The following is a 25,911-nucleotide window of genomic DNA, read 5'->3' as shown; positions in this document are numbered from 1 at the left end:
CAAGCTCCTGCACCTCGCCTATGGCGTCCTCAAATCGGGCACCGCGTTCGACCCGAAAAGGAGCCTTGCCTGCTAGGGGGTAAGACGGTATCTACGAGACACGACCGTGCCGGCGACGCATCGCGATCGCAGAGGCAGGCGTGGCAACGTGTTTGCCCACGCCCATGTCACGTCTGCCAAGCGCAGGGCGGCGCTACTCCAACTGGTCGCGCGCAAATGCCGCGTCCAGCGCTTCCATCGCATCGCGCGGCTTGAGTTTGGCCGCCTTCTCGAACGCCGCGGCGGCGGCGTCCTCGCGCTTGTCGCCGTACAGCAACAGCAGCACATTGGCGTGTTCGACGTGGGCGATCGGTGCGTCCGGCACCAGCTTCCGCGCCTGCTGGATGTGCTGTTCGGCGGTGGCGGCCTTGGCTCCGTAGGTCAGGCCCCCGATCATCGCCCCGACCTTGCCGATGATCTCGGCGTGGTACAGGGCCAGCGCCATGTGCGCCTCGGCATGCTTGGGTTCCAGTTCCAGCGCCGCTTCCAGCGACGCGCGCACCTTGCTGGCGATGCCCTGCTTGAGCGCCTTGACGATGCTCAGGCCCTGGCTGTACCGGCCCAGCGCGAAGGCGTGGCGGTAGTGGCTGTTGGCTTCGTCCGGCAGCGCGGCGATCGCCGCTTCGGCCAGCGTCGCGGCCTGCTGCAACCGCTGCAATTGCTCTTTTTCGTCGTCGACCAGATAGCCTGCGTGGATGCCGATCGCCTTGACCGCGACCGAGGCGCCGAACACGCCCAACGCCTTGCCCGCCTCGTAGGCCTGCTGGAACTGCCCGTGGTGGAAGGCCCGCCAGGCCTCGATCAGCGCCGCCGACAGGGTCTGCGCGTCGTGGCCCTTGCCGGCCTTGCCGGCGGCGTCCAGCAGCGCCTGCGCGCGCGCCGGGTCGGGGTAGGGTTCGCGGTCGCCAGCGTGCAGCTTGGGCCAGGCCTTCTTCAACGCATCGCCGGCGTAGGCGTAGGCCTTGGCGTCGTACGGAAACGGCGCCCACGCGCCCGATGTTGCTGCCATGCGGATCTCCCTGTGCGGCGCCGGGCCACGGCGTCCGCGCCGAGCATGGCGCTGCGGCGGGCGCGTGGCAAGGGCGGTGGCGGATAGTGTGTTTGCTCAAGCCGCCGGCGCCAGCATGGCGCACATCGGGGCCACTGCCGGCCCAGTTGGAGATCGTGCGATGGCGACCAAGAAGCGTTCCACCTCCGCGCTGCGGCCGGACCGGCTGAATCCGCGGCACCTGTGGCTGGCCGGGCTGGGCGTGGTCGCGCTGACCCGCAAGCGCGCGCTGGCCGCCGCGGCCGATGCCGCGCAGGGCGCAGCGACCCTGAAGGCGCTGGCCACGCAACTGGCCGACGAGGCCGAGAGCAGCGTGCGCGAGGGCGCCGCCGCGTTGCGCGGCCAGGTGCAGCCGTTGAGCGCCGAGGTCGAGGCGCGCCTGCAGCCGGTGCTGGTCAAGCTGGGGTTGCAGGCAGGTCCGCAGCCGCGCAAGCGCGCCACGAACAAGCGCGGCGCCAAGCAGGCGACGGCCAAGCGCTCCGCCGCCAAGCACGCCACCCGCCCGCGTCGCGCTGGCGCCTGACTCGGCGCGCTCCCGCACGCGCGGCAGCGCGCCGCGCTCGGGCATACTCGCCGGCCACGACCCGATCCGAGACGCCCACAGCATGCAGATCCGTCCCGCGACACTCGACGATGCCGAGGCGATGGTCGCCGTGCAGAACGCGATCTTCGCGGCCGGGCTGCGCAAGGCGCCGACCGACCTGGCGACGGTACGCGCGACCTACCTGCAGCATCCCGATCGCCTGCAGTGCGTACTGGCCGAAGACGCCGAGGGACGCGTCCTCGGCTTCCAGTCGCTGCGGATCGCGCGGCCCGGCAATGCCTACGACGTCGCCGAGGGCTGGGGCATCATCGGCACCCACGTCGATCCGCGTGGCGCCCGCCGTGGCGTCGGCAGTGCGCTGTTTCGCGCCACCTGCGCGGCGGCGCGTGGCGCCGGGCTGACCCGCATCGACGCCAGCATCGCTGCCGACAACGCGCTCGGCCAGGCGTACTACGAGGCCATCGGCTTTCGCACCTATCGCACGCTGCCGGGTTTGGTGTGCAAGGTCTACCAGCTCGACGGCGACACCGCTGACGGTTGAGTGTCGCCGCGCCCCCCGCGCCCCCGCGCGCTGACGCGCAGGGCGGGGTGCCTCAATCCAGATAGGCATCCATCAGCGCGGCCAGGTGCGCGCGTTCGGCCTCGCGCAGGAACGGCGCGATCAGCCGCATCACCTGCACGATGCCGTGGCGGATCGCCACTTGCTCGTCCTTTTCGCCGCGTGCGGCCGCGTAGTTGAGCCAGAACGTGGCCACCACCAGCGCGTTGGTGGCCACGCCCGCCAGTTCCTGGGCGCTGGCGCGCATCGCCCCGGTCTGCGCCAACCCCTGGAACACCGCCTGCACGCTGGCGTCGGCGCGGCGCAGGATGCGCGCGAAGCGCAGGCGCAGGCGCCGGCTGCGGCTGAGGATCTCGACCAGATCGCGGTACAGGAAGCGGTAGTCCCAGATGCACTCGAACACCAGGTGCAACTGCAGCCAGATGTCCTCCAGCCCGGGCAGGCGCGCACTCGGCAGCGCCAGCGCCGCGTCCATGCGCTCCTCATAGCGCGCGAACAGGTGCTCGATGATGTCGTCCTTGTTGCGGAAGTGGTAGTACAGGTTGCCGGGGCTGATCTCCAGCTCGTCGGCGATGTGGTTGGTGGTGACGTGCGGCTCGCCCTGCGCGTTGAACATCGCAAGGGCGGTCTCGAGGATGCGCCGCCGGGTGTCGCGGGCCATCAGGCCAGCAGCTTCTTCACCAGGTCCACGTACTTCTTCTGCGCGTCGGCCTGCGGCATGCCCTTGAGCTTGGCCCAGGCCTCGTACTTGGCGGTGCCGACGAAGTCGAAGAAGCCGGGCTTGGCGCCGCTCACGTCGCCCTCCGAGCCTTGCTTGTACAGCGCGTAGAGCCGCAACAGGGTGTCGTTGTCGGGACGCTCCGCGCGTTGCTTGATGTCCTGGACCGCTTTCTCGAAGGCTGCCTTGCTGTCCGCCATGATCCTGCTCCGCCCTGACCGGCAGGCATCACAGCACGGGCGACCGGCCGGGTCAACGCGGTCCGAGGCTGTCCGCGCCTGCGGCGGCCGGCGCGGACGCTGGGGTCACAGCATCGATAATGCGTCGAGCTGCCGGGTGTCGGCGATGCGTTCGTGCGCGTGCGCGGCCTGTTCGTGCGCCGCCTGCGCCTGCCGCGCCAGCGAGGCCTTGGCCGCGATCGAGCGGATCGCATCGGTCACCTCGGCCAGCGGTACCTGGCTGCCGAGCCGCTGGAAGGTGTCGCGACTGTTGTAGCCGGAGCCGTCGCGCAGGTACTGCTCGTACATGGTCAGCAGTTCGGTGCAGGCCGCGGTCAGGGTTTCCATGTTGTTGCGGGCCAGGGCGTGGCCGACCTGGTCGAGGTTGTGCAGGCAGTCGGACAGCCAGTGCAGGTCGTAGCGCGCGCTGGCCGGCTCCGGCCCGTTGTGGCCGCGGCTGTAGGCGCTGTAGCGGCGGATGCTGCGCGCCACGCGGGCGACGTGGGCGAGCAGGGTGCCGACCTCGTCGGCGATGTCGATCTGCGCCAGAGCGATGGTCGACGGCGGGGTAGCCGGCGCCGGCACCGGCGCTGGCGCCGCCTTCGACGCTGCCGCCGGAGATGCCGTGGCAGGTGCGGCAGTGGCGGACGCGGCCGCCGTGGGCGCCGCCTCGTATTCGAGGGTCGCGCGCAGGCGCTCGTGGTCCTGGCGCAGCGTTTCCAGTTCCTGCGCGCTGGCGGCGGCCTGCGCCTTCAGCTGGCTCAGCGCCGCCTGATACCGCGCGATGGCCTCCTTCGCAGTCGCGTCGCGTCGATAGGCATGCCCCAGACGCTGGAACAAGCCATGCGCGAACGCTGTGGCAACGGCAGCCCACAGCGCCACGGCAGGAGTGAGGTAGATCAGGATGCCCATGCAGGCTCCTTGAAACGATGCATCCCTTGTCGGCGTGTTTCCGCCGAACTTGAGGGTCTATCGTTCGAGGGGTGACGCAGTTCCGGTTTGAGGTGACAGCCACCGTCCGACGCCCCGGACAGGTAGCGCGTGGGCTGTCGCGACGCTAGGGAGCGGGCTTGGACAGCGCCTTCGACTTGGCGTACAGCGCCTTGGCGATCTCCGCATCGCCCAGTGCTGCGTGACATTCGGCCAGGCTGTCCCAGACGTTGGCCGAGTCCGGAAACAGCACGGTGTTGAGGGTGAATACCTTCAGCGCCCTGGCAGCGCCGAGGCTCTCGCGGATGGCGTAGCCGCTGGCGTTGATCGCGCGCTCCTGTTCGCTGGCAGGGACGCCATTGCCGTCGTGCAGCCACGCGCGCATGGCATCCGTCGCGCCGGCGCCATCGTCCAGTGCATAGGCGATCAAGCGCTCGGAGAGCAGCGCATGCGGGAATTCCTTCGGGGCGGCCTGCGCCATCGTGCTGTCCACCAGCGTGCTGGACCAGACATTGCGGGCGCTGCCGTTGGTGAAATACACGAAGATCCAGTAGCCATTGCGCAGGCTGCCTTTGTAGGCCAGCCGCGCCCGCACGCGGGTGCCGCCATCGTGGCCGACCTGGGTGTAGCCATCGCTGCGCGTGGTATCCCAACCGGTGGAGAAGAAGTTGCTGCCGCCACCGGCCAGCGTCTGCGGCTGCCACAGTCGTTCCAGCGTCGCCGTGGGCACCAGCCTGCCTGTGGCCAAGGCCTGCAGGAAGCGGTTCATGTCGCCGACGCTGGTCTGCAGATCGGCGTGGCCCCAGCCGTAGTTCGGCCAGGGGTCTTCATCGGCCGGCTGCAGCGCGCCGTCCTTGCCGAGATACGGCACCGCCGCGCGATCCGGCGGGACGCTGGCCCGGCCCCACGACGTACTGCGCATCTGTAGCGGCCGCAGGATGCGTTCGCGCGCGATGGCGGGGTAGGGCTTGCGGTAGTGCGCTTCCAGCAGGGCGGTCAGCACCAGGTAGTTGGCCTGGGTGTACTGCACCCGGCTGCCGGTGGCGAACTGCATCGGTGCCGCGCCGGCCACCTTCAGTGCGGCGGCAAGGTCGGGTGCCACGCCGGGGTAGCCCTTGCTCACCCAGCGGTTGTCCACGCGGTCGTAGTACTCGGCGATGCCGGAACTGTGATTGAGGAAATCGCGGACGTGGATCGTCTGCCACGCGGCCGGCAGCTGCGGAACGTAGCGGCTGGCTGGGGCATCCAGATCCACCTTGCCCTGATCCACCAACTGCATCACCAGCGTACTGGTCAACAGCTTGGCCATCGACTGCGCGGTGAAGATGGAATCGACGGTGGCCGGCGCGTGGCTGGCCGGATCGCGTTCGCCACTGGCGCCCTGGTAGAGCACCCGACCATTGTGCGCGACCAGCACCGCCTGGCCGGCAATACCATAGCGTTCGCGGTTGACCTGCAGTTGCGCGTCCAGTCGCGCGGCAAGGGTGTCCGCGCTATCCCGAGCCGAGGCAGGCATGCTGCCGAGCAAGGTGCAGAGCAGCGTGGCAGCAAGGGCGCGAACCATCGCGGTGATCCATCAGTGGCGATGGCGCATCATGGGTGCCCTGGAAAACAGGGTCAAGCGTCGCGAGGCGCGCCTTGCTCGACTGCGGATCGCAGGCATGCACCTTTGCCTATCGGGCCGGGCGCACCTTGGCGCGACAGAATGCAGGCGGATGCTGGCCAGTGGCCAGCACCCCTCGTCGGCACTCGATCAGCCCAGAATGCCCGGCAGATCCAGTTCCTTTTCCTTCGCGCAGTCCATCGCGATCGGGTAGCCCGCATCGGCATGCCGCATCACCCCGGTGGCCGGGTCGTTCCACAGCACGCGGGCGATGCGCTTGGCCGCCGCCTCGGTGCCGTCGCAGACGATGACCATGCCGGCGTGCTGCGAGAAGCCCATGCCGACGCCGCCGCCGTGGTGCAGCGACACCCAGGTGGCGCCGCTGGCGGTGTTGAGCAGGGCGTTGAGCAGCGGCCAGTCGGAGACCGCGTCGGAGCCGTCGGCCATGGCCTCGGTCTCGCGGTTCGGCGAGGCGACGCTGCCGCTGTCCAGGTGGTCGCGGCCGATCACCACCGGCGCCTTCAGTTCGCCGTTGGCGACCATTTCGTTGAACGCCAGTCCCAGGCGGTCGCGATCGCCCAGGCCGACCCAGCAGATGCGCGCCGGCAGGCCCTGGAACTTGATCTTCTCGGCGGCCATGTCCAGCCAGCGGTGCAGGTGCGGGTTGTCCGGGATCAGTTCCTTGACCTTGGCGTCGGTCCTGGCGATGTCCTCCGGGTCGCCGCTCAGCGCGGCCCAGCGGAACGGGCCGACGCCGCGGCAGAACAGCGGGCGGATGTAGGCGGGGACGAAGCCGGGGAAATCGAATGCATCGGGGACGCCTTCTTCCAGCGCCATCTGCCGCAGGTTGTTGCCGTAGTCCACGGTCGGCACACCCAGCGCGTGGAAGGCGAGCATGGCGCGGATGTGGTTGGCCATCGAGTCGCGCGCGGCGGCCTCGACTTCCTTCGGCGCGCTCGCACGCTTTTCGTCCCACTGCTCGACGCTCCAGCCCTGCGGCAGGTAGCCGTTGACCGGGTCGTGCGCGGAGGTCTGATCCGTCAGCAGGTCCGGCTTGATGCCACGGACCAGCAGTTCATCCAGCACGTCGGCGACATTGCCGAGCAGGCCGACCGACAGCGGTTTCTTCGCCGTGCACGATTCTTCGATCAGGCGCAGCGCCTCGTCGAGATTATCGGTCCAGGTGTCCAGATAGCCGGTGCGCAGGCGCATCTCGATGCTGCTCTTGCGGCACTCCACCGCCAGGCATGAGGCGCCGGCCATCACCGCGGCCAGCGGCTGCGCGCCGCCCATGCCGCCGAGGCCGCCGGTGAACAGCCACTTGCCGGACAGGTCACCGCCGTAGTGCTGCCGGCCCATTTCCACGAAGGTTTCGTAGGTGCCCTGGACGATGCCCTGCGCGCCGATGTAGATCCAGCTGCCGGCGGTCATCTGGCCGTACATGGCCAGGCCCTTTTTATCCAGCTCGTTGAAGTGGTCCCAGTTGGCCCAGCGCGGCACCAGGTTGGAGTTGGCGATCAGCACCCGCGGCGCGTCGGCATGGGTGCGGAACACGCCGACCGGCTTGCCCGACTGCACCAGCAGGGTCTGGTCGTCGTCCAGGCGCTTGAGCGTTTCCACGATCGCGTCGAAGGATTCCCAGTCGCGTGCCGCGCGGCCGATGCCGCCGTACACCACCAGTTCCTGCGGGCGCTCGGCCACGTCCGGGTGCAGGTTGTTCATCAGCATGCGCAGCGGCGCTTCGGTCAGCCAGCTCTTGGCGGTGAGCGTGCTGCCGGTGGGGGCGTGGATGCGGCGGGTGGCGTCGAGGCGGGTCATGCGGGAATCCTCAGGTGGATGCGCGGAAGGCGGAACGCGGTGCACGCGCGTCAGTTGGCGGCGCGGCCGGACGCGGCGGGGCTGCGGGCGAAGGCGAGGCAGGCCTGCAGCACCTGCTGCAGCACCGCGCGCAGCGGCGCGGCGTGGTCGGGTTGCCAGGGTGACGGCCAAGTGCTGGGGTCGACCGTGTCCGGCTCGTGCATGTAGCCGCGGCAGGCCAGTTCCATCTGGATCGCGTGCACGCCGTCGGCCGGCGCGCCGTGGTGGCGGGTGCTCCAGCCACCCTTGAAGCGGCCGTTGCGCACATGGCTGAAGCCGCTATCGGCGCAGACGCGCTCCACCGCATCGGTCAGCGCCGCCGCGCAACTGCTATCCACCGCACCGGAGGCGCCGGCACTGCCGATGTTGAACTGCGGCAGCTCGCCGTCGAACAGGTGCGGAATGCGCGAGCGGATCGAATGCGCGTCGTACACCACGATCGCCGGGTGCCGGGCGCGCAGGCGCGCGATCTCCGCATCCAGCGCGGCGTGGTAGGGCGCGAACCAGCGCGTGCGGCGCGCGTCGATCTCGGTCGCATCCGGCTCGGCGCCGGGCCGGTACAGCGGTTGCGCGTCGAAGGTGGTCAGCGGGCACAGCCCGGTGGTGTTCTGGCCGGGATACAGCGACACCCCGGCCGGGTCGCGGTTGACGTCGATCACCGAGCGCGAGATCGCGGTGCGCACGGTGGTCGCGCCGAGTGTCTTGGCGAAGTCGTACAGCAGGTGCACCCACCAGTCGGCATCGCGCTGCGCCAGCCATGGCGAGACGAAACGCTCGGCCAGCGCCTCCGGCAACTCGGTGCCGGTATGCGGGAAGCTGACGATCAGCGGCGCATCGCCGCGGTGCACACTGAGCCAGTCTGGGAGGGATGTCATAGGGCCTCGCGCGTTGTGCTGTTCTGTAGGAGCGGCTTTAGCCGCGACAGGGCATTGCCGGGAAAGCCCGGTCGCGGCTAAAGCCGCTCCTACAAGGGGTCGTCGGATTAGACACTGACCTCGGGCAACGGCATCCCCACCGCCGCGGCCAGCGCGCCGTCGCGCACCAGCGCGGTGGCGGCCAGCATGTCCGGGTGGAAATAGCGGTCGTCCTGCAGCGCCGGCACGCGGGCGCGCAGCAGCGCGCGTGCCGCTTCCAGGGCGGCGCTGGAGCGCAGCGGCGCGTGGAAGTCGCAGCCCTGCGCGGCCGCCAGCAATTCGATACCGACCACGTTGGCCGCGTTCTCGGCCATCGCCAGCAGGCGCCGCGCACCGTGCGCGGCCATCGACACGTGGTCTTCCTGGTTGGCCGAGGTCGGGATCGAGTCGACGCTGGCCGGATAGGCGCGCTGCTTGTTCTCCGAGACCAGCGCCGCGGCGGTCACCTGCGGGATCATGAAGCCGGAGTTGAGGCCGGGCTTGGGCGTCAGGAACGCCGGCAACCCGGACAGCGCCGGGTCCACCAGCATGGCGACGCGGCGCTCGCTGATCGAGCCGATCTCGCACACCGCCAGCGCCAGCATGTCGGCGGCGAAGGCCACCGGTTCGGCGTGGAAGTTGCCGCCGGACAGCGCCTCGCCGGTGTCGCTGAACACCAGCGGGTTGTCGGAGACGCCGTTGGCCTCGGTGGCCAGAGTGGTGGCGGCTTGGCGCATCACGTCCAGCGCCGCGCCCATCACCTGCGGCTGGCAGCGCAGGCAGTACGGGTCCTGCACGCGCACGTCGTTGTCGCGGTGCGAATCGCGGATCGCCGAGTCGTGCATCAATTCACGCAGCGCGGCGGCGGTGGCGATCTGCCCGGGCTGGCCGCGCAGCGCGTGGATGCGCGGATCGAACGGGGTGTCCGAGCCTTTCGCGGCCTCGGTGGACAGCGCGCCGGCGACCAACGCGGCATGGAACACACGCTCGATCTCGAACAGCCCGGCCAGTGCATAGGCGGTGGAGAACTGGGTGCCGTTGAGCAGTGCCAGGCCCTCCTTGGCGCCGAGCGTCAGCGGCTGCAGTCCGGCCTGGGCCAGCGCCTGCGCCGCCGGCAGGCGCGCGTCGCCGACGAAGGCCTCGCCGACGCCGAGCATCACCGTGGCCAGGTGCGCCAGCGGCGCCAGGTCGCCGGAGGCGCCGACCGAGCCCTGGCACGGCACCACCGGGATCACCTCGTGGTGCAGCAGCGCTTCCAGCAGCGCCAGCGTCTGCGGCTGCACGCCGGAGGCGCCCTGGGCCAGGCTGGCCAGCTTCAGCGCCATCATCAGCCGCACCACCGGCACCGGCATCGGCGCACCGACCCCGGCCGCGTGCGACAGCACGATGTTGCGCTGCAGGGCCTGCAGGTCCTCGCGCTCGATGCGCACGCTGGCCAGCTTGCCGAAGCCGGTGTTGATGCCGTACACCGGCGCGCCGGTGGCGACGATCGCCTCCACGGTGCGCGCGCTGCGCAGCACCGCGTCGGCGCAGGCCGGGTCCAGGCGCACGCCGGCGCCGCGGTACACGGCGCGCCATTGCGCCAGGCTGACCGCGCCGGGGCGCAGCAGGATCTCGTCGTCGCTCATTGTCCTCTCCAGATACGCGCATGCAGCGGGTTGAAGCCCATGCGATAGACCAATTCGGCCGGTTCGGCGATGTCCCAGATCGCCAGGTCGCAGGCCAGGCCGGCGCGCAGCCGGCCGACCTGCTCCTGGCGTCCGAGCGCGCGCGCCGCCTCGCGGGTGAAGCCGGCGATGCACTCGGCCACGGTCAGCCGGAACAGCGTCGCCGCCAGGTTCATCGCCAGCAGCGGGCTGGTCAGCGGCGAGGTACCGGGGTTGCAGTCGGTGGCCAGCGCGCGCGGCACGCCCGCGGCGCGCAGCGCGGCGATCGGCGGCAGCTGGGTGTCGCGGGTGAAATAGAACGCGCCGGGCAGCAGCACCGCGACAGTGCCGGCGGCAGCCATCGCGGCGACGCCGGCGTCGTCCAGGTATTCGACATGGTCGGCCGAGCGCGCGCCGTAGCGTGCGGCCAGCGCTGCGCCGCCCTGGTTGGACAGTTGCTCGGCATGGATCTTCAGCGCCAGGCCGTGGCGCTGCGCGGCCTGGAACACCTGCTCGGTCTGCGCCGGGGTGAACGCCAGGTGCTCGCAGAACACGTCCACCGCCTCGGCCAGGCCCTGCGAGGCGACGGCCGGGATCATGCGCTCGCAGACCTCGTCGATGTAGGCCTGCGCCTCGGCCCCCGGCGGCACGGCGTGCGCGCCGAGGAAGGTCGGCGACACCCCCACCGCGCGCAGTTCGCCCAGGCGCCGCGCCACGCGCAGCAGGCGCAGTTCGTCCTCCAGAGTCAGGCCGTAGCCGGACTTGATCTCCACCGTGGTCACGCCTTCGGCCAGCAGCGCGTCCAGCCGCGGTAGGCTGGCGGCGAGCAGGGCGTCCTCGTCGGCGGCGCGGGTGGCGCGCACCGTGGAGACGATGCCGCCACCGGCGCGGGCGATGTCGGCGTAGCTGGCGCCGAGCAGGCGTTGCTCGAACTCGCCGGCGCGGTTGCCGGCATAGACCAGATGGGTGTGGCAGTCGATCAGGCCGGGGCCGATCCAGCGCCCGCCGCAATCGATGCTGCGTTGTGCCGACAGCGGGCCGGGCAATTGCGCGGCGGCGCCGGCGTAGACGATGCGCCCGTCGCGGCAGGCCACCACGCCGTCGTGGACCAGCCCCAATCCGCCGTCCTCGGCGTCCAGCGTCATCAGGTGCGCGTTGTGCCAGAGCGTGTCGCAGGGCATGGTCACGGGCAGGCTCGTCGTTTATTTTGTATATACAATATTGCGGTCGATGGAGGGTGTCCAGTGCAGACCCAGGCGCAACAGCAGGCCAGTGGCAAGGCGGGATCGGGCGAATTCTGGTGCGCGCACGCGTTGCTGCCGCAAGGCTGGGCGCGCGACGTGCGCATTGGCGTGCGCGGTGGTCGCATCGCCACGGTGGAGCGCGGCGTGCCCGCGGCCACGGGCGATCGGCGCCTGGACATCGTGGTGCCCGGGCTGGGCAATCTGCACAGCCACGCCTTCCAGCGCGGCATGGCCGGACTCACCGAGATCGGTGGGCGCAGCGGCGACAGCTTCTGGAGCTGGCGCGAACTGATGTACCGCTTCCTGCAGCGGCTGAGCCCCGACGATCTGCAGGCCATCGCCGAGCAGGCCTATGTGGAGATGCTCGAGGCCGGCTTCACCCGGGTCGGCGAGTTCCACTACGTGCATCACGCCGCCGACGGCCGGCCCTATGCCGACCGTGCCGAGATGGCGCAGCGCCTGGCGGCCGCGGCCCAGACCAGCGGCATCGGCCTGACCCTGCTGCCGGTGTTCTACGCACATGCCGACTTCGGCGGCGCCGCGCCGAATCCGGCGCAGCAGCGCCTGCTGCACGACGTCGACGATTTCGCCGCGCTGTTGGACGGCAGCCGCCGCGCCCTGCAGGGGTTGGACGACGCGGTGCTGGGCCTGGCCCCGCACAGCCTGCGCGCGGTCACCCCGGACGAACTGGCGGCGCTGCTGCCGCTGTGCGATGGCCCGGTGCACATCCATATTGCCGAACAGACCCGCGAGGTCGACGCCTGCCTGGCCTGGAGCGGGCAGCGGCCGGTGCAGTGGTTGCTGGCGCACGCGCCGGTGGATGCGCGCTGGTGCCTGGTCCACGCCACCCATGTCGACGCCGGCGAAGTGCAGGGCATCGCCGCCAGCGGCGCCGTGGTCGGGCTGTGCCCGATCACCGAGGCCAACCTCGGCGACGGCCTGTTCCCGATGCCGGTGTTCCTGCGCGCCGGCGGCCGCTTCGGCGTCGGCTCCGATTCCAACGTGCTGATCGATGCGGCCGAGGAACTGCGCCTGCTCGAATACGGCCAGCGCCTGAGCCTGCGCGGGCGCAACGTACTGACCGGCGACACCGCGCTGTCCAGTGGCCGCCTGCTGTTCCAGTCCGCGGCGCAGGGCGCGGCGCAGGCGCTCGGCGTGGCCCAGGGCCTGTGCGAGGGCGCGCCGGCCGATCTGGTCGAGCTGGACGCCGCACATCCGGCCTTGCAGGCGCGCCATGGCGATGCCTGGCTGGACAGTTGGCTGTTCGCCGCGCGCGGCGGCGCGGTGCGTTCGGTCTGGCGCCAAGGCCGCGAACTGGTACGCGAAGGCCGCCACCTGCAGCGCGAGGGCGTGGCCGCCCGCTATGCGCGCGCGCTGACCCGGCTGCTGGACGCATGAGCCGCGGCACCCGCGCGCTGTGTGCTGTCTGCCGCGGCACGGACTGCCGATGACGCCGGCCGCACCGATCCTGCCGCTCAGCCAGCGCATCCGCCGCGACATCGAGGCGCATATCCGCAGCGGCGCGTGGCCGCCCGGTCATCGCATTCCGTTCGAACACGAGTTGATGGCGCAGTACGGCTGCTCGCGGATGACCGTCAACAAGGTGCTGGCGCTGCTCGCCGACGCCGGCATGATCGAACGCCGGCGCCGCGCTGGTTCGTTCGTGGCGCGGCCGCATCCGCACATGGAGCAGGTCGCGCTGGAGATCCCGGACATCCCGGTCGAGGTCGCCGCGCGTGGTCATGCCTACCGTTTCGAACTGCTGGAGCGGCAGCAGCGCGCACCGCGCGTGGCGCTGCCACAGGAAGCCGAGGTCGCCGCCGGGGGCAGCCTGCTGGCGCTGCAGTGCCTGCACTACGCCGATGGTCGTCCGTTCGCGCTGGAAGAGCGGGTGATCAATCCGGTGGCGGTGCCCGAGGCCTTGCAGATGGACTTCGCGGTCACCGTGCCCGGCAGCTGGCTGCTGCAGCATGTGCCGTGGACGCGCGCCGAGCACCGCATCAGCGCGGTCGGCGCCAGTGCCGCGCAGGCGGCGCGCCTGCAGGTGCCGGCCGGCACGGCCTGCCTGCTGATCGACCGCCGCACCTGGCGCGGCGAGCAGGCGGTGACCTTCGTGCGCCAGGTGTTCCTCGGCGACACCTACGACCTGGTCGCGCGGTTTTCGCCCGGCGCCCGCTGAAGCCGGCGCACTGCACACGAGCGTCGCCACATAGGCGCACTGCGATGCTGTGATGCAGCACGTCGCGCACGCACTCACCATACTCCAGCGTGCGTTTGTCCTGTCCGCCGCACTCTGGCAAGTTAGCGCCGGGGCTGGGCGAGGGGCCGTGGCCGCGGAACGAGGGATGGTTCGGCATGACGTATTTCGTGACAGGCGCCACCGGTTTCATCGGCCGCTATCTGATGGCCAACCTGATGCGGCGCAAGGGCACCGTGCATGTCCTGCTGCGCAAGGAGTCGCAGCGCAAGTTCGATACGCTGGTCCGCGAGCAGGGGTGGGATCCCAAGCGCCTGGTGGTACTGCACGGCGACGTCGGCGCCGACTGCTGCGGGCTGGACGCGGCGCAGCGCAAGGCGCTGCACGGCAAGGTCAAGCATTTCTTCCACCTGGCTGCGCTGTACGACCTCACCGCCAAGGCCGAGGAGCAGCGCGTCGCCAACCTCGACGGCACCCGCAACGCGCTCGAACTGGCCGCGCAAATTGGCGCCGGCATCTTCCACCACACCAGTTCGATCGCGGTGGCCGGGCTGTACCCGGGCATCTTCCGCGAGGACATGTTCGAGGAAGCCGAGGGGCTGGACGATCCCTACCTGCGCACCAAGCACGATGCCGAGGCACTGGTGCGCGCCGAGACCCGGGTCAAGTGGCGCATCTACCGCCCGGCGATGGTGGTCGGCGATTCGCGCACCGGCGCCATCGACAAGATCGACGGCCCGTACTACTTCTTTCCGCTGATCAAGAAGCTGCGCCAGCTGCTGCCGCCGTGGGCACCGATGCTGGGCATCGAGGGCGGGCGGATCAACCTGGTGCCGGTGGACTTCGTCGCCGATGCGATGGATCACATCGCGCACAAGCCCAAGCTCGACGGCCATACCTTCCACCTCACCGACCCCGAGCCGCTGCGCGTGGGCGAGGTGCTCAACGTGTTCTGCCGCGCCGGCCACGCGCCGGAGATGACCTTGCGGGTGGACGCGCGCATGTTCGCGTTCGTGCCCTCGAGCATCCGCGCCGCGGTCGGCAGCCTGCCGCCGATCCGCCGCTTCACCGGCATGCTGCTGCGCGATTTCCGCATCCCGCGCGAGGTGCTGAAGTTCATCACCTATCCCACGCGCTTCGACAGCCGCGAGACCGAGCGCGCGCTGAAGGGCAGCGGCATCGCCGTGCCGCGGCTGGAGGACTACGCCTGGCGCCTGTGGGACCACTGGGAGCGGCACCTGGACCCGGATCTGTTCGTCGACCGCTCGCTCAAGGGCAAGGTCCGCGGCAAGGTGGTGCTGATCACCGGCGGCTCCTCGGGCATCGGCCTGGCGACCGCGCAGCGGGTGGCCGAGGCCGGCGCCATCACCGTCATCGTGGCCCGCGGCGAGCAGGAACTGCATGCCGCACGCGACGCGATGAACGCCAAGGGCGGCAAGGTCTTCGCCTACACCGCCGACCTGTCCGACCTGGCCGACTGCGACCGCCTGCTCAAGACCGTGCTGGAGGCGCACGGCCATGTCGACGTGCTGATCAACAACGCCGGCCGCTCGATCCGCCGCTCGATCGAACTCAGCTACGACCGCTTCCACGATTTCGAGCGCACCATGCAGCTGAACTACTTCGGCAGCCTGCGCCTGATCATGGGCGTGCTGCCGGGCATGACCGCACGGCGCAAGGGCCACATCATCAACGTCAGCTCGATCGGCGTGCTGGCCAACTCGCCGCGCTTCTCCGCCTACGTCGCCTCCAAGGCCGCGCTGGACGCCTGGAGCCGCTGCGCGCAGGGCGAGCTGTCGGGCAAGGGCATCAGCTTCACCACGGTCAACATGCCGCTGGTGAAGACGCCGATGATCGCCCCGACCAAGATGTACGACAGCGTGCCGACCCTGAGCGTGGACGAGGCCGCCGACCTGATGGTCAAGGCGATCATCGAACGCCCCAGCCGCGTGGCCACGCGCCTGGGCATCTTCGCCGCCCTGGTCAACGCGGTGGCGCCGAAGGCCTACGAGGTGGTGATGAACACCGCCTTCGAGCTGTTCCCCGACTCGGCCGCGGCCAAGGGCGACCGCAAGGCGCTACGCGAGGCCAAGCCCAGCCAGGAGCAGATCGCGTTTGCTGCGCTGATGCGGGGCGTGCATTGGTGATGGGGCCGAGATTGGGGAGGCGGGATTGGGGATTCGCAAAAGCGGGTTCCCGATATCGGATCCGCGTTCGCGTGGGCTGAGGTCTCGTTGTCGTTCCGCTGGGACGCAGCGGGGCGTGCAGCGGCCAGCGCAGGCGCTGCCTCAGAACTAGGCGACCTAGGGCAAATGGCAATGACCGCGCCGACGCGGCGTCTGCGTGATTGAGCCCTGATTGGAATGCAGGACTTCGCAACAGCCCACCCGTCGCAGCGCCGCCGCCTTTACCAATCCCCAATCCCGACTCCCCAATCCCCGCTCAAAACGTCCTACATTGCCGCCAGCGCACCGGCTCGGCGTGGCCGGGGCGCGGGTTGAGCTGGATGCGGACGGTGCGCAGGCTCGGGTAGCGCTCCACTTCGCGGCAGATGCGCGGCCACACCTGGGCGTCGTCGCCGCTGCGGTCGACCACCAGGGTCATCTGCGTCTGCCAGATGCCGCGGATTACGCCGGGGGTGCCGGCCAGGGTCTTGGAGAGTGCCTGGCGGTGGCGCTGTTCGGTGGCGGGGTCGGGTTCGGCCAGGTTGCCGGTGTCGTCGAGTGCTGGTTGCGGCGCGGCGACGGCGCTGTTCGTTGGCGCGGCGGTGGCCTGCGTGGGGGCTGCCGGTGCGGCGGGCGCCGGCGGTGGCACAGGTGCGGCCACGGAAGCTGGCGGCTCGGCGGGTTGCTGCAGGGCCAGGGCACCGACGCCGGTCACCACGCCCAGCGCGAGCGAGGCCAGGCCGGCGATGGCGATGTGGCGCTGCGCGCGGCGGCGGCTGGCGCCGATCACGCCGTCTTCCAGTTCGCTGGGCAGGTAGGGCTTGAGCATCGGCCAGATGCGCCGGCCGTCGAGGATTTCCACCGCCTGTTTCTCGGCCGCGGCGATGCCGTCGCGCTGCACCTTGCCCTCGGTGATCAGGATGCCGCCCTGCGCGCCCATCAGCCGCGCTGCCGCACCCAGTTCGTTGACCGCGGCCGAGCCGATCCGGTAAGCCCGTCCGTGCTTGCACGACAGCAGCCAACGCGCGTCGCCGCGGGTCATCACGAAGTCGCTTTGCGGTTCCTGGCTGGCGTGCTCGTCGACGGCGGCGTCCTGCAGGTCGCGCTGCTCGCGCATCGCGCGCCGCACCATGTAGGAGAAATCGCGCCAGTGCAGCCCGGCCAGCGCGTGCAGCCCGGCCATGGTCTCGTTTTCGCGGCGCCGCACCAGCCACAGGTAGAGGCTGGCCGCCAGCCATGCCGCGACCGCCAAGATCGCTGCCGCTATCCAGGAAAACATGCTTGCACCCGCACACGCGCCGTAAAGAAGTCAGTGTATCGCCAGCGTGTCACGGCGCCGGCAAGGCGACAGCGGTGGAGGCGGACAGAAAAGACCCGCCAGTCCGAAGCCGAGAGGGGAGGGGAGCAAACGGTCTTCTGATGGACTGGCGGGTCCGTTTCGATTGTCTGGAAAAACGTGCTGCTTTGCAACAATCCGGTTACTCGGCCGGGGTCGGCGCCACATTGCGCTTGCGGCTGGCGCGCTTGGGCGCGGTGGCGCTCTTGGCGGGCGCGACCTTGGCGACCACCGGGCCGGCGCGTCGACGTGCCGGTGCCGCGCGCTTGGCGGCGCCGGGCTGCGCCGCGGCGGTCTTCTTGGTGGCCTTCTTCGCTGCCGGCGCCTTGCCCGATGCCTGCGGCGCACGGCCGCCGCGCAGATGACGCAGCTCGCCGTTGAGCGCATCCACGCGGTCGATCAGCGCGCCCAGGTCCTCGCGGCTGGGCACTTCCAGGCGGCGCAGGGCGCGCTGCACGCGATCCTCGAACACCTTCTCCAGGCGGTCCCAGGTGTCGGCGGCGCGCTCGCGGGCCTGGCCGACCCGGTTCTCCACCGCATCGCGCACCGCGTCGACGCCGCCACCGGCCAGCTTGCGCGTGCTCTGCTCCAGGTTCAGCCCTTCCTTCACCAGGGTCTCGAACAGCTTGCCGCCTTCGGCCTGGGCGCGGCCGAACGCGCCGACGCCGGCCAGCCAGACCTGCTGCGCCGATTCGCCCAGGCGCTTGGACAGCTTCTCCGCCTGCGCCTGCAGGGTGTCGTCGGCAGGGGCGGTGCTGCGCTTCTTGCGGGCGGATTTCTTCAGAGTGGCCATGACGGTGCGGTTCCTTCGGCGAATGAGTGGCGGAGGTCGAGACTCGGGAGGTTGACTAGAGTAATCACACCAGCGTGCGCGTGGGGTGCGCGGAACGCGATGCCGACGTCGGCAGGCGCGGCGTTGGCTACGCCCCCGGCGAACGGCGGGTACCGCGCGTGGCACGCCGGTTGGCGATGACCTGGTCGACGTCGTCCAGCGCCCGGCGCAGCCGCGCGGTGGTCTCGGTCATGCGCCGCGGCTGCACGTCCACGCCATCGAGGAAGGTGCGCTTGCGGTCGTTGAGGATCGGATGGCGCAGCGCGATGCCGTGCGCGGCCAGCAGCGGCTCCAGCGTCTGCGCATTGCGGCGCAGGTCGGAGAGGGTGTTGCGGTAGGCGAGCTGGCACACGCGGTGGCGCGCGGCATAGCTGAAGAGATTGGTGAAGAACAGTTCGCCGTTGTCGGCGTTGGGCTCGAACACCAACTGGTCCACCTGCGGGTACTGCCGCGCGTACTTCTCCAGCCCCACCTGCATCCGCGATTGCAGCAGGGTGCGGAAGGTCTGCGACAGCACCGCCGGCAGGCCGCCGGCGAGCAGCCGCGCGCGGTCGACGTGGCCGTTGCGGCGCGGCGCGTGGGTGGCGTCGTAGGGCACCAGCGGGTTGATCCCGATCATCAGGTCGATGCCGCGCTCCAGCAGGGTGGAGGCATGCATGGTGCGGCGCAGCGCGCCGTCCACGTAATGGCGGCCGTCGATCTGCACCGGCGGGTACAGCCCCGGCAATGCCGCGCTGGCCTGGATCGCCAACGAGATCGGCACGTGGTCCATGCCCGGCTCGCCGAAGCGCACTGTGCCGCCGCTGTCCAGATCCACCGCGACAACGAACAGGTTGGCGTCGAGGTCGCGGAAATCGTTGCTGCGGCCGCGACGGCTGAACACGTCCTGCAGGAAGCGCTCGACCCCGGCATTGTCGAACAGGCCGCTGGGCACCAGCCCGCCGAAGCGGGTGATCAGGTCCGACCAGCGGGTCTTGCGCGGCTCGGTGAGCAGGTCGTGCCACCAGCCGTAGGCGAGCCCTGGCAGGGTCGCGGCCCTGCGCAGGTATTCGTAGACGTTGGGTCGCAGGAAATCTTCCGGGCGGAACCGCGCATCGTCGCTGTTGCCGGTGACGAAGATCCGGCAGATCTCGGCGCTGCTGATCCGGTTGGCCAGACCGGCGGTCAGGAACGCACCGGAGCTGACGCCCACGTAGCAATCCAGTCGGGTCAGGTCCAGTCCGTCCAGCGCTTCGTCCAGGGCGCGCAGCGCGCCGAGGCCGTACATGCCGCCGATCGGGCCGCCGCCGGCGATGGCCAGGCCGATGCGGCCGTTGGAGTGGGGACGGGGCGAGGCGCTGTGGAGGGAAAGCATGCGCGGTCCGCTGGAGGCAGTGGCGCGAGTGTAGCCGAGCACGGTGACGCTTGCGGTCGTGCCGGGCTGCGACCATCATCGGCGCCCATGGCGCGCAGCACTCCCGTCCTGGAACGACTCGGCCGCCGTCTGGCGTGGCACCAGGCGCTGCACGATCCCGCGCGCGAACCGCGCAACACGCTGCGCTGGCTGCAGGAGCTGCGGCGTTGGCAGTCGCAGCGGCTGGAGCACAGCTTCGAGCATTTCCTGGAGGATCCGCAGCGCCGTCCGGCGGCGATGTTCTTCCTCACCGACGTCTATGGCGACCGCGACTTCAGCCGCCGCGACGCCGACATCGTCAAGGTGTTGCCGATGATGCAGCGGCTGATGCCGGCGTCGCTGCTGGACACGGTCGCCGACGGCATCGAACTGGGCGCGCTGACCCACGCCCTGGATCTGCGCATGGCCGCCGCGTTGCAGGCCCTGGCACCGCGGCGCAAGCGCCTGGACGAGGCGTTGTATGCCGAGGCCTATCGGCAGGCCGGACTGCCGCGGCTGCGCCAGCGCCAGATCGATCTGATCGCCCGCGTCGGCCTGGGCCTGGCCAAGGCGGTGCATACGCCGGGCGTGCGCATGCTGCTGCGCTTCGCCCGCGGCCCGGCCAAGGCGGCGGGGCTGTCGGAACTGCAGGGGTTTCTGGAACGCGGCTTCGACGCGTTTTCCACCCTGGGCGACGCCGAAGGGTTCATCGGCGATATCGAGAGCACCGAGCGTGCTGTATCGCGGCGGTTGTTCGCGGGCGATCCGGATCCGTTTGCGTTGGAGTGACTGCGGGCGGTCGGACCCTCACCCCAACCCCTCTCCCGGTGGGAGAGGGGCTTTAGCCGTTCCTTCTCCCACCGGGAGAAGGTGCCCCGAAGGGGCGGATGAGGCTACGGGCGAAGCCTCGCGTAGCCAGCTTGGTGCACGCGCTTCGCGCGCCGCACCCTCACCCCAACCCCTCTCCCGAGGGGAGAGGGGCTTACGCCGTTCCTTCTCCCACCGGGAGAAGGTGGCCCGTAGGGCCGGATGAGGGTACGTGCGCAGCCTCGCATTGCCAGAGTAGTGCAGGCGCTTCGCGCGCCGCACCCTCACCCCAACCCCTCTCCCGGCGGGAGAGGGGCTTTCAGCTGTTCCTTCTCCCACCGGGAGAAGGTGCCCCGAAGGGGCGGATGAGGGTACGGGCGCAGCCTCGCAACGGCAGATCCATGCAGGCGCTGCGCGCTCCGCACCCTCACCCCAACCCCTCTCCCAGCGGGAGAGGGGCTCGATCCACTTATCAGCCCAGCTTCTCCGACAGCACGCGACGGATCTCGCTTTCCACCGTGCCCTTCATCGCCGAGAGCAGGAAGCCCAGTTCGGCGGTGACGTGCACCTGCTTGGGCAGCAGTTCGATGCGTCCGTCCACGCCCGAGCGCGAGAACAACAAGGAATCGCCATCCCAGTGCGATTCCAGGTCGAAGCGCTCGGCCAGTTTCTTGGCGGCGGTCTCGATGGCCTTGCGGGCCTGCGCGGGGGTCTTGCTGTGGTCGTGGCGGATGTCGATGCTGGACATGCTGGCTCCTGTGCGGGCGGGCGCCCGCGTGAACGATCAGGCATTGTGCGTATGCGCGGTGCATTGTCCAGCACGCGCGCTTCTGCGCGCGCAGGCAACCTGCTAGGCTGCCCGCCGTGCACGATCTGCAAGTCCATTTCAGCAACCGCCAACATCCCGACCGGCCCCTGCGCGCGGGCGTGCATCGCATCGTGCGCCTGGCCTCCGGCCAGGTCAGCGTGGTCGACGACACTCAGGGCGCACTGCTGCTGGCGCAGTTCTGCCTGGACCGGCGCGGCCTGTGGCTGCAGGTCGCCAACGGCAGCCGCGGCATCCACGTCAACGGCCGCCCGGTGCGGCGCATGGCCCTGCTGCGCGCCGGCGACGCGGTCTACGCCGACGGCGTGGAAATGGTGGTGCAGGGCAAGTGCGAGCCGTTGCAGCGCCTGCCCGAGGTCAGCGAGGCCGAGCACGACGATCCGCGCCTGGTGCTGCGCGGCGTCGGCGGTCCGCACCACGGCCGCAGTTTTACCGTGGACCGGGTACGCAGCATCGGCCGCCTGCGCGAGTGCGACATCCGCATCGACGATCCGGCCTGCGCCGAGCAGCACGCGCGCCTGGAGCGGCACGGCGAGCGGGTGCTGCTGCGCGGCTTCGGCGATGCGCAGACCCAGGTCAATGGCGTCACCGTGCGCAGCTGCTGGCTGCAGCCTGGCGATCAGGTGGTGTTCGATGCCCAGCACCGGTTCGTGCTGGAAGTCCCGCAGGTGGTCGGCGCCGAGCCGCTGCGCGACGACCCGGCATTGGCGGCATTGGCGCTGACGCCGGCGGCGGTGGCGCCGCGCCCGGCCACCGCGCGGCGCTGGCCGTGGTTGTTGCTCAGCGCCTTGCTGCTGGCCGCCGCACTCAGCGGCCTGCTGTGGTTCGGCGCGCGCTGAGCGCCCGCCAGCCGCGCCAGCCCAGCAGTACCGCCAGGATCGCCGCGTACAGCAGCGGTTCGCGGATATCGGACTTCACCAGCCACCAGAAGTGCAGCACGGCGAGCACGCCGATCGCATAGATCGCCTTGTGCAGCTTGCCCCAGTTGCGCTTGAGCCGGCGCATCCAGCCCTGGGTGGAGGTGATGGCCAGCGGCACCAGCAGCAACCAGGCGAGGAAGCCGACGGTGATATACGGGCGTTTGACGATCTCCTCGAAGATCTGCGTCCAGTAACCGCGCAGGTCCAGCCCCAGGTAGGCCGCCAGATGCACGGTCGCGTAGAAGAACGCATACAGCCCGAGCATGCGCCGGAAGCGCAGCAGCACCGATTGCCCGGTCAACTGCCGCAGCGGCGTGATCGCCAGGGTCAGCAGCACCAGTCGCAGCGCCCACAGCCCGGTGCGGTGCTCGACCTCGGCCACCGGATCGGCGCCGAGCGCGTCGCTGCCGGCCTGCCATACCTGCCAGAACTGCCAGCCCAGGTACACCATCGGCGCCAGCGCCAACGCATGCACCACCGCCTTGGCGGCGATCAACGAAGCGGAGGTCTTAGCCATGCAGTCTCAAACCAATGCGCACCAACGATGCCAGGGAGGACGAGCAAACCCGCCGCGCGCAGCGACCGCTCCACGAATCCCCACTCCCGAATCCCCAATCCCGGCTCAATACCATTTCTTCAGATCCATCCCCGCATACAGCGACGCCACCTGGTCGGCATAGCCGTTGAACGGGCGGGTGGGGATGCGCTCGGCGAACAGCTTGCTGGCCTTGCCGGCGATGCGGCGTTCGGTCTTCTGGCTCCAGCGCGGGTGGTCCACCGCCGGATTGACGTTGGAGAAGAAGCCGTACTCGGACGGCTGCAGTTCGTGCCAGGCGGTTTCCGGCATGCGCTCGACGAAGCGGATCTCGACGATCGACTTGATGCTCTTGAAGCCGTACTTCCACGGCACCACCAGCCGCAGCGGCGCGCCGTTCTGCTGCGGCAGCGGCTTGCCGTACAGGCCGGTGGCGAGCAGGGTCAGCGGATGCATGGCCTCGTCGATGCGCAGGCCTTCCTTGTACGGCCAGTCGATCGAGCTGTAGCGGATGCCGGGCATCTGCTGCGGATCGGCCAGGGTGGTGAAGGCGACGTACTTGGCCTTGGAGGTCGGCGCGAAGCGCTTCAGTACATCGCCCAGCGGCACGCCCAGCCACGGGATTACCATCGACCAGCCTTCCACGCAGCGCAGGCGGTAGATGCGCTCCTCGGGCGTGTGGCCCTTGAGCAGGTCGTCCAGGGACAGCGTGCCGGGCTTCTCGCATTCGCCGGACACCTTCACCGACCACGGCGAGGTGCGCAGGGTCTTGGCCGCCTTCGACGGATCGGTCTTGTCGGTGCCGAACTCGTAGAAGTTGTTGTAGCTGGTCACGTCCTCGTAGCGGGTCAGCTCCTCGTTGGTACGGAACCCGCTGCGCGCCTGCTCCGGGGTCACCACGGTCTTCGGCGGGGCCGGCGGCTCGGCATCGGCGCAACCGACCAGGCCGGCCATCGGGGTCATCGCCAGGATCTGCAGCAGGCGCCGCCGGTCGCGGTAGACCGCCTCGTCGGTGATCTCGCGGCTGGGGACGGTGAGGGCATCGCGCAACGACATGGCGGACTCCTGGAGCGAAGGGGGCGAGCAGTGGCGGGGACTTCAACACAGACTACGCATGCGCAGGGCGAATGGATGCAAATGCAACCTAAATTGCCCGGGCCGCAAGCTGTTGCGCTGCGGCATACTAGGGGTCCTGTCCGATAGGTGCCCCATGACGCGCGCGTTCAATTTCAGTGCCGGCCCCGCTGCCTTGCCGGAATCGGTCCTGCGCCAGGCGCAGGCGGAGATGTTGGAGTGGAACGGCGTCGGTGCCTCGATCGTGGAGCTGAGCCACCGCGGCGCCGAGTTCATGGAGGTGGCGGCGCAGGCCGACGCCGACCTGCGCCGGCTGATCGGCATTCCCGACGACTACGCCGTGCTGTTCCTGGCCGGTGGCGCCACCACCCAGCAGGCGCTGCTGGCGCTGAACTTCACCGCGCCCGGGCAGACCGTGGACTACGTGGTGACTGGACACTGGGGCAAGACCGCGATCAAGCAGGTCGGGCCCTACGTCGACGTGCACGTGGCCGCCAGCAGCGAGGCCGACGGCTTCCGCGACATCCCGCCGCGTGCCGCCTGGCAGTTGCGCGACGATGCGGCCTACGTGCACATCACCGCCAACGAGACCATCCACGGCGTGGAGTTCCGCGACACGCCGGATGTCGGCGCTGTGCCGCTGTTCGCCGATTTCAGCTCCAGCATCGCCTCCGAGCCGATCGACGTGTCCAAGTACGCGCTGATCTACGCCGGCGCGCAGAAGAATCTCGGCCCGGTCGGCGTCACCGTGGTCATCATCCGCCGCGACCTGCTCGAACGCGCCGGCCAGCCGCGCGCGGACATCTTCGACTACCGCTCGCACGTGGCGCGCGACTCCATGCTCAACACGCCGCCGACCTGGAACTGGTACCTGGCCGGGCTGGTGTTCAAGTGGATGCTGGCCGAGGGCGGGGTGCAGGCGTTCGCCGAGCGCAACCAGGCCAAGTCGGCGCTGGTGTATTCGGCGATCGACGCCTCCGGCGGTTTCTACCGCAACGAGGTCGCGGCGGCGGTGCGTTCGCGGATGAACATCCCGTTCTTCCTGCCGGACGAGACCCTCACCGCGCGCTTCGTCGCCGAATCCAAGGCGGCCGGTCTGCTGGCGTTGAAGGGGCACAAGGCGGTCGGCGGCATCCGTGCGTCGCTGTACAACGCCATGCCCCTGGCCGGCGCGCAGGCGCTGGTGGCGTTCATGCGCGACTTCCAGCAGCGCCACGGCTGAGTCGCCGATTTTTGTAGGAGCGGCTTCAGCCGCGACCGGATCGCTCGGCGATCCGGACCACCGAGGAACCCCTGATCCATGGCCGCAAAGCCGAAGCAATCCCCCGCCGCCGACCCGAAATCGTCCAAGTCGGCCAAGCCCGCCGCCACGCCGGCCCTGGCCGACGTCCGCGCCAAGATCGACGAGATCGACCGCACCATCCAGGCGTTGATCGCCGAGCGCGCGCAGTTCGCGCACCAGGTCGGCAAGGCCAAGGGCAAGCTCGCCGCGGCGGTGGACTATTACCGCCCCGAGCGCGAGGCGCAGGTGCTGCGCATGGTGGTGGACCGCAACCAGGGCCCGCTCAGCGACGAAGTGCTGGTGCACGTGTTCCGCGAGATCATGTCCGCGTGCCTGGCGCAGCAGGAACCGCTGAAGATCGGCTACCTGGGGCCAGAAGGCACCTTCAGCCAGCAGGCGGTGCTCAAGCACTTCGGCCGCTCCGCGGTGGGCCTGCCGATGGCCACCATCGAGGAAGTGTTTCAGGAAGTGGAAAGCGGCAATGCCGACTTCGGCGTGGTGCCGGTGGAGAACTCGGGGCAGGGCACGATCCAGGTCACCCTGGACATGTTCCTGACCTCCAACCTGAAGATCTGCGGCGAGACCGAGCTGCGCGTGCACCAGTTCCTGCTCTCGCGCAGCGGGCGGCTGGACGCGATCGAGCGGATCTACGCGCATCCGCAGTCGTTCGCGCAGACCGCCGGCTGGCTGCGCGCGAACCTGCCGAAGGTGGAGAAGATTCCGGTCTCCAGCAACGCCGAGGGCGCGCGCCGCGCGCGCAACGCCGACGATGCGGCGGCAATCGGCGGGGAGAGCGCGGCGCATGTGTATGCGCTGAAGAAGGTGATCATGAAGTCGATCGAGGATGACGCGGACAACACCACGCGCTTCCTGGTGATCGGGCGGCAGATCTTCCCGCCGTCGGGGCACGATCGTACGTCGGTGCTGGTGTTCATCCACGACAAGCCGGGTGCGCTGTTCGATGTGCTCAGTCCGTTCGCGCGGCATGGGATCAGCATGAATCGGATCGAGTCGCGGCCGTCGCATCAGGCGAAGTGGGAGTACGGGTTCTTCATCGATCTGGCGGGGCATGTGGAGGATGAGGCGATGAAGTCGGCGTTGGCGGAGTTGAAGGCGCATTCGGCGCAGATCAAGGTGTTGGGGTCGTATCCGGTGGCGGTGCCTTGAGGTGGTTGCGCTGTTGCTTCGGCTCTGATCGCGGCAGGGCGCTTTGATGACGAAAAGAGGTGCGCCTGTGTAGGAGCGGCTTCAGCCGCGACCAGGCGT

Annotated in this window: 24 protein-coding genes; 9 read left to right on the top strand and 15 right to left on the bottom strand. The window is 69.9% G+C overall.

Annotated features, from left to right (window positions below):
* Positions 1 to 193 precede the first annotated feature (193 nt).
* Complete coding sequence (locus tag GGR64_RS19980) at positions 194 to 1,048, bottom strand: hypothetical protein (protein ID WP_184648026.1); 855 nt, start codon at positions 1,046 to 1,048, stop codon at positions 194 to 196.
* Positions 1,049 to 1,208: 160 nt separating this feature from the next.
* On the opposite strand from GGR64_RS19980, the gene GGR64_RS19975 reads away from it, so the two are divergent.
* Entirely contained in the window at positions 1,209 to 1,610 is a 402-nt protein-coding gene (locus tag GGR64_RS19975) for a hypothetical protein (RefSeq protein ID WP_184648024.1), read from the top strand.
* 82 nt (positions 1,611 to 1,692) lie between these two features.
* Complete coding sequence (locus GGR64_RS19970; protein WP_260303519.1) at positions 1,693 to 2,172, top strand: GNAT family N-acetyltransferase; 480 nt, start codon at positions 1,693 to 1,695, stop codon at positions 2,170 to 2,172.
* Between the two features lie 52 nt (positions 2,173 to 2,224).
* Here the strand turns inward: GGR64_RS19970 and GGR64_RS19965 are convergent, their stop codons facing one another.
* The 8 genes from GGR64_RS19965 to hutI all read right to left on the bottom strand — a co-directional run bounded on the left by GGR64_RS19965 (position 2,225) and on the right by hutI (position 11,236).
* Entirely contained in the window at positions 2,225 to 2,851 is a 627-nt protein-coding gene (locus GGR64_RS19965; protein WP_160967842.1) for a TetR/AcrR family transcriptional regulator, read from the bottom strand.
* Entirely contained in the window at positions 2,851 to 3,108 is a 258-nt protein-coding gene (locus GGR64_RS19960; RefSeq protein ID WP_010342548.1) for an acyl-CoA-binding protein, read from the bottom strand. The genes GGR64_RS19965 and GGR64_RS19960 overlap by 1 nt, the downstream gene beginning before the upstream one ends.
* 105 nt (positions 3,109 to 3,213) lie before the next feature.
* The gene (locus GGR64_RS19955) at positions 3,214 to 4,038 is read right to left on the bottom strand and encodes a hypothetical protein (RefSeq protein ID WP_184648022.1); all 825 of its coding nucleotides are present in this window, start codon (positions 4,036 to 4,038) and stop codon (positions 3,214 to 3,216) included.
* A 145-nt stretch (positions 4,039 to 4,183) separates the two neighbouring features.
* Positions 4,184 to 5,620, bottom strand: coding sequence for a serine hydrolase domain-containing protein (locus GGR64_RS19950; protein WP_184648021.1), 1,437 nt, complete (start codon positions 5,618 to 5,620; stop codon positions 4,184 to 4,186).
* A gap of 189 nt (positions 5,621 to 5,809) precedes the next feature.
* Positions 5,810 to 7,477 carry a urocanate hydratase gene (gene hutU / locus GGR64_RS19945; protein ID WP_184648020.1) on the bottom strand — a complete coding sequence of 556 codons (1,668 nt, stop codon included), beginning with the start codon at positions 7,475 to 7,477 and terminating at the stop codon, positions 5,810 to 5,812.
* Positions 7,478 to 7,527: 50 nt separating this feature from the next.
* Positions 7,528 to 8,391 (bottom strand): N-formylglutamate deformylase, encoded by an 864-nt coding sequence (gene hutG, locus GGR64_RS19940; RefSeq protein WP_184648018.1) that lies wholly within the window; start codon positions 8,389 to 8,391, stop codon positions 7,528 to 7,530.
* A gap of 107 nt (positions 8,392 to 8,498) precedes the next feature.
* Positions 8,499 to 10,037 carry a histidine ammonia-lyase gene (gene hutH / locus GGR64_RS19935; protein ID WP_184648016.1) on the bottom strand — a complete coding sequence of 513 codons (1,539 nt, stop codon included), beginning with the start codon at positions 10,035 to 10,037 and terminating at the stop codon, positions 8,499 to 8,501.
* Positions 10,034 to 11,236 carry an imidazolonepropionase gene (hutI, locus tag GGR64_RS19930; RefSeq protein WP_184648034.1) on the bottom strand — a complete coding sequence of 401 codons (1,203 nt, stop codon included), beginning with the start codon at positions 11,234 to 11,236 and terminating at the stop codon, positions 10,034 to 10,036. Before hutI ends, hutH begins: the two co-directional genes overlap by 4 nt.
* Positions 11,237 to 11,299: 63 nt before the next feature.
* On the opposite strand from hutI, the gene GGR64_RS19925 reads away from it, so the two are divergent.
* The 3 genes from GGR64_RS19925 (at position 11,300) to GGR64_RS19915 (ending at position 15,643) form a co-directional block, all read left to right on the top strand.
* Positions 11,300 to 12,697 (top strand): formimidoylglutamate deiminase, encoded by a 1,398-nt coding sequence (locus GGR64_RS19925; protein ID WP_184648014.1) that lies wholly within the window; start codon positions 11,300 to 11,302, stop codon positions 12,695 to 12,697.
* 49 nt (positions 12,698 to 12,746) lie between these two features.
* Complete coding sequence (hutC, locus tag GGR64_RS19920) at positions 12,747 to 13,478, top strand: histidine utilization repressor (protein ID WP_184648012.1); 732 nt, start codon at positions 12,747 to 12,749, stop codon at positions 13,476 to 13,478.
* Positions 13,479 to 13,654: 176 nt separating this feature from the next.
* Positions 13,655 to 15,643 (top strand): SDR family oxidoreductase, encoded by a 1,989-nt coding sequence (locus tag GGR64_RS19915; RefSeq protein ID WP_184648010.1) that lies wholly within the window; start codon positions 13,655 to 13,657, stop codon positions 15,641 to 15,643.
* Positions 15,644 to 15,938: 295 nt separating this feature from the next.
* On the opposite strand, the gene GGR64_RS19910 is transcribed toward GGR64_RS19915, so the two are convergent.
* The 3 genes from GGR64_RS19910 to GGR64_RS19900 all read right to left on the bottom strand — a co-directional run bounded on the left by GGR64_RS19910 (position 15,939) and on the right by GGR64_RS19900 (position 19,183).
* Complete coding sequence (locus tag GGR64_RS19910; RefSeq protein WP_184648008.1) at positions 15,939 to 16,940, bottom strand: restriction endonuclease; 1,002 nt, start codon at positions 16,938 to 16,940, stop codon at positions 15,939 to 15,941.
* A gap of 199 nt (positions 16,941 to 17,139) precedes the next feature.
* Entirely contained in the window at positions 17,140 to 17,790 is a 651-nt protein-coding gene (locus GGR64_RS19905) for a phasin family protein (RefSeq protein WP_160970980.1), read from the bottom strand.
* A 127-nt stretch (positions 17,791 to 17,917) separates the two neighbouring features.
* A complete protein-coding gene (locus GGR64_RS19900) occupies positions 17,918 to 19,183 on the bottom strand; it encodes a patatin-like phospholipase family protein (protein ID WP_184648006.1) in 1,266 nt (421 codons plus the stop codon).
* Positions 19,184 to 19,270: 87 nt separating this feature from the next.
* Here GGR64_RS19900 and GGR64_RS19895 point away from each other — a divergent pair, with 87 nt between their 5' ends.
* Entirely contained in the window at positions 19,271 to 19,990 is a 720-nt protein-coding gene (locus tag GGR64_RS19895) for a hypothetical protein (protein ID WP_184648004.1), read from the top strand.
* Between the two features lie 490 nt (positions 19,991 to 20,480).
* Here GGR64_RS19895 and GGR64_RS19890 read toward each other — a convergent pair whose 3' ends face one another.
* Positions 20,481 to 20,756 (bottom strand): polyhydroxyalkanoic acid system family protein, encoded by a 276-nt coding sequence (locus tag GGR64_RS19890; protein ID WP_184648002.1) that lies wholly within the window; start codon positions 20,754 to 20,756, stop codon positions 20,481 to 20,483.
* Positions 20,757 to 20,872: 116 nt separating this feature from the next.
* Between GGR64_RS19890 and GGR64_RS19885 the strand changes: the two genes are divergently transcribed.
* Complete coding sequence (locus GGR64_RS19885) at positions 20,873 to 21,673, top strand: FHA domain-containing protein (protein WP_160970985.1); 801 nt, start codon at positions 20,873 to 20,875, stop codon at positions 21,671 to 21,673.
* Here GGR64_RS19885 and msrQ read toward each other — a convergent pair.
* Together msrQ and msrP are read right to left on the bottom strand one after the other, a co-directional pair.
* Positions 21,642 to 22,271: a protein-methionine-sulfoxide reductase heme-binding subunit MsrQ gene (gene msrQ / locus GGR64_RS19880; protein WP_184648000.1), complete on the bottom strand. Its 630-nt coding sequence runs from the start codon at positions 22,269 to 22,271 to the stop codon at positions 21,642 to 21,644. The genes GGR64_RS19885 and msrQ overlap by 32 nt on opposite strands.
* Before the next feature lie 105 nt (positions 22,272 to 22,376).
* Positions 22,377 to 23,345 carry a protein-methionine-sulfoxide reductase catalytic subunit MsrP gene (gene msrP, locus GGR64_RS19875; protein WP_184647998.1) on the bottom strand — a complete coding sequence of 323 codons (969 nt, stop codon included), beginning with the start codon at positions 23,343 to 23,345 and terminating at the stop codon, positions 22,377 to 22,379.
* A gap of 154 nt (positions 23,346 to 23,499) precedes the next feature.
* Between msrP and serC the strand changes: the two genes are divergently transcribed.
* Together serC and pheA are read left to right on the top strand one after the other, a co-directional pair.
* Positions 23,500 to 24,585, top strand: coding sequence for a 3-phosphoserine/phosphohydroxythreonine transaminase (gene serC, locus GGR64_RS19870; protein ID WP_184647996.1), 1,086 nt, complete (start codon positions 23,500 to 23,502; stop codon positions 24,583 to 24,585).
* Between the two features lie 78 nt (positions 24,586 to 24,663).
* Complete coding sequence (gene pheA, locus GGR64_RS19865; protein ID WP_160970989.1) at positions 24,664 to 25,812, top strand: prephenate dehydratase; 1,149 nt, start codon at positions 24,664 to 24,666, stop codon at positions 25,810 to 25,812.
* Positions 25,813 to 25,911: the final 99 nt, after the last annotated feature.

Source organism: Xanthomonas sp. 3307, assembly GCF_014199735.1.
Classification (GTDB): domain Bacteria; phylum Pseudomonadota; class Gammaproteobacteria; order Xanthomonadales; family Xanthomonadaceae; genus Xanthomonas_A; species Xanthomonas_A rydalmerensis.
Note: the sequence above shows the minus strand (reverse complement) of the source record. Positions and strands in the feature narration are given on the sequence as shown.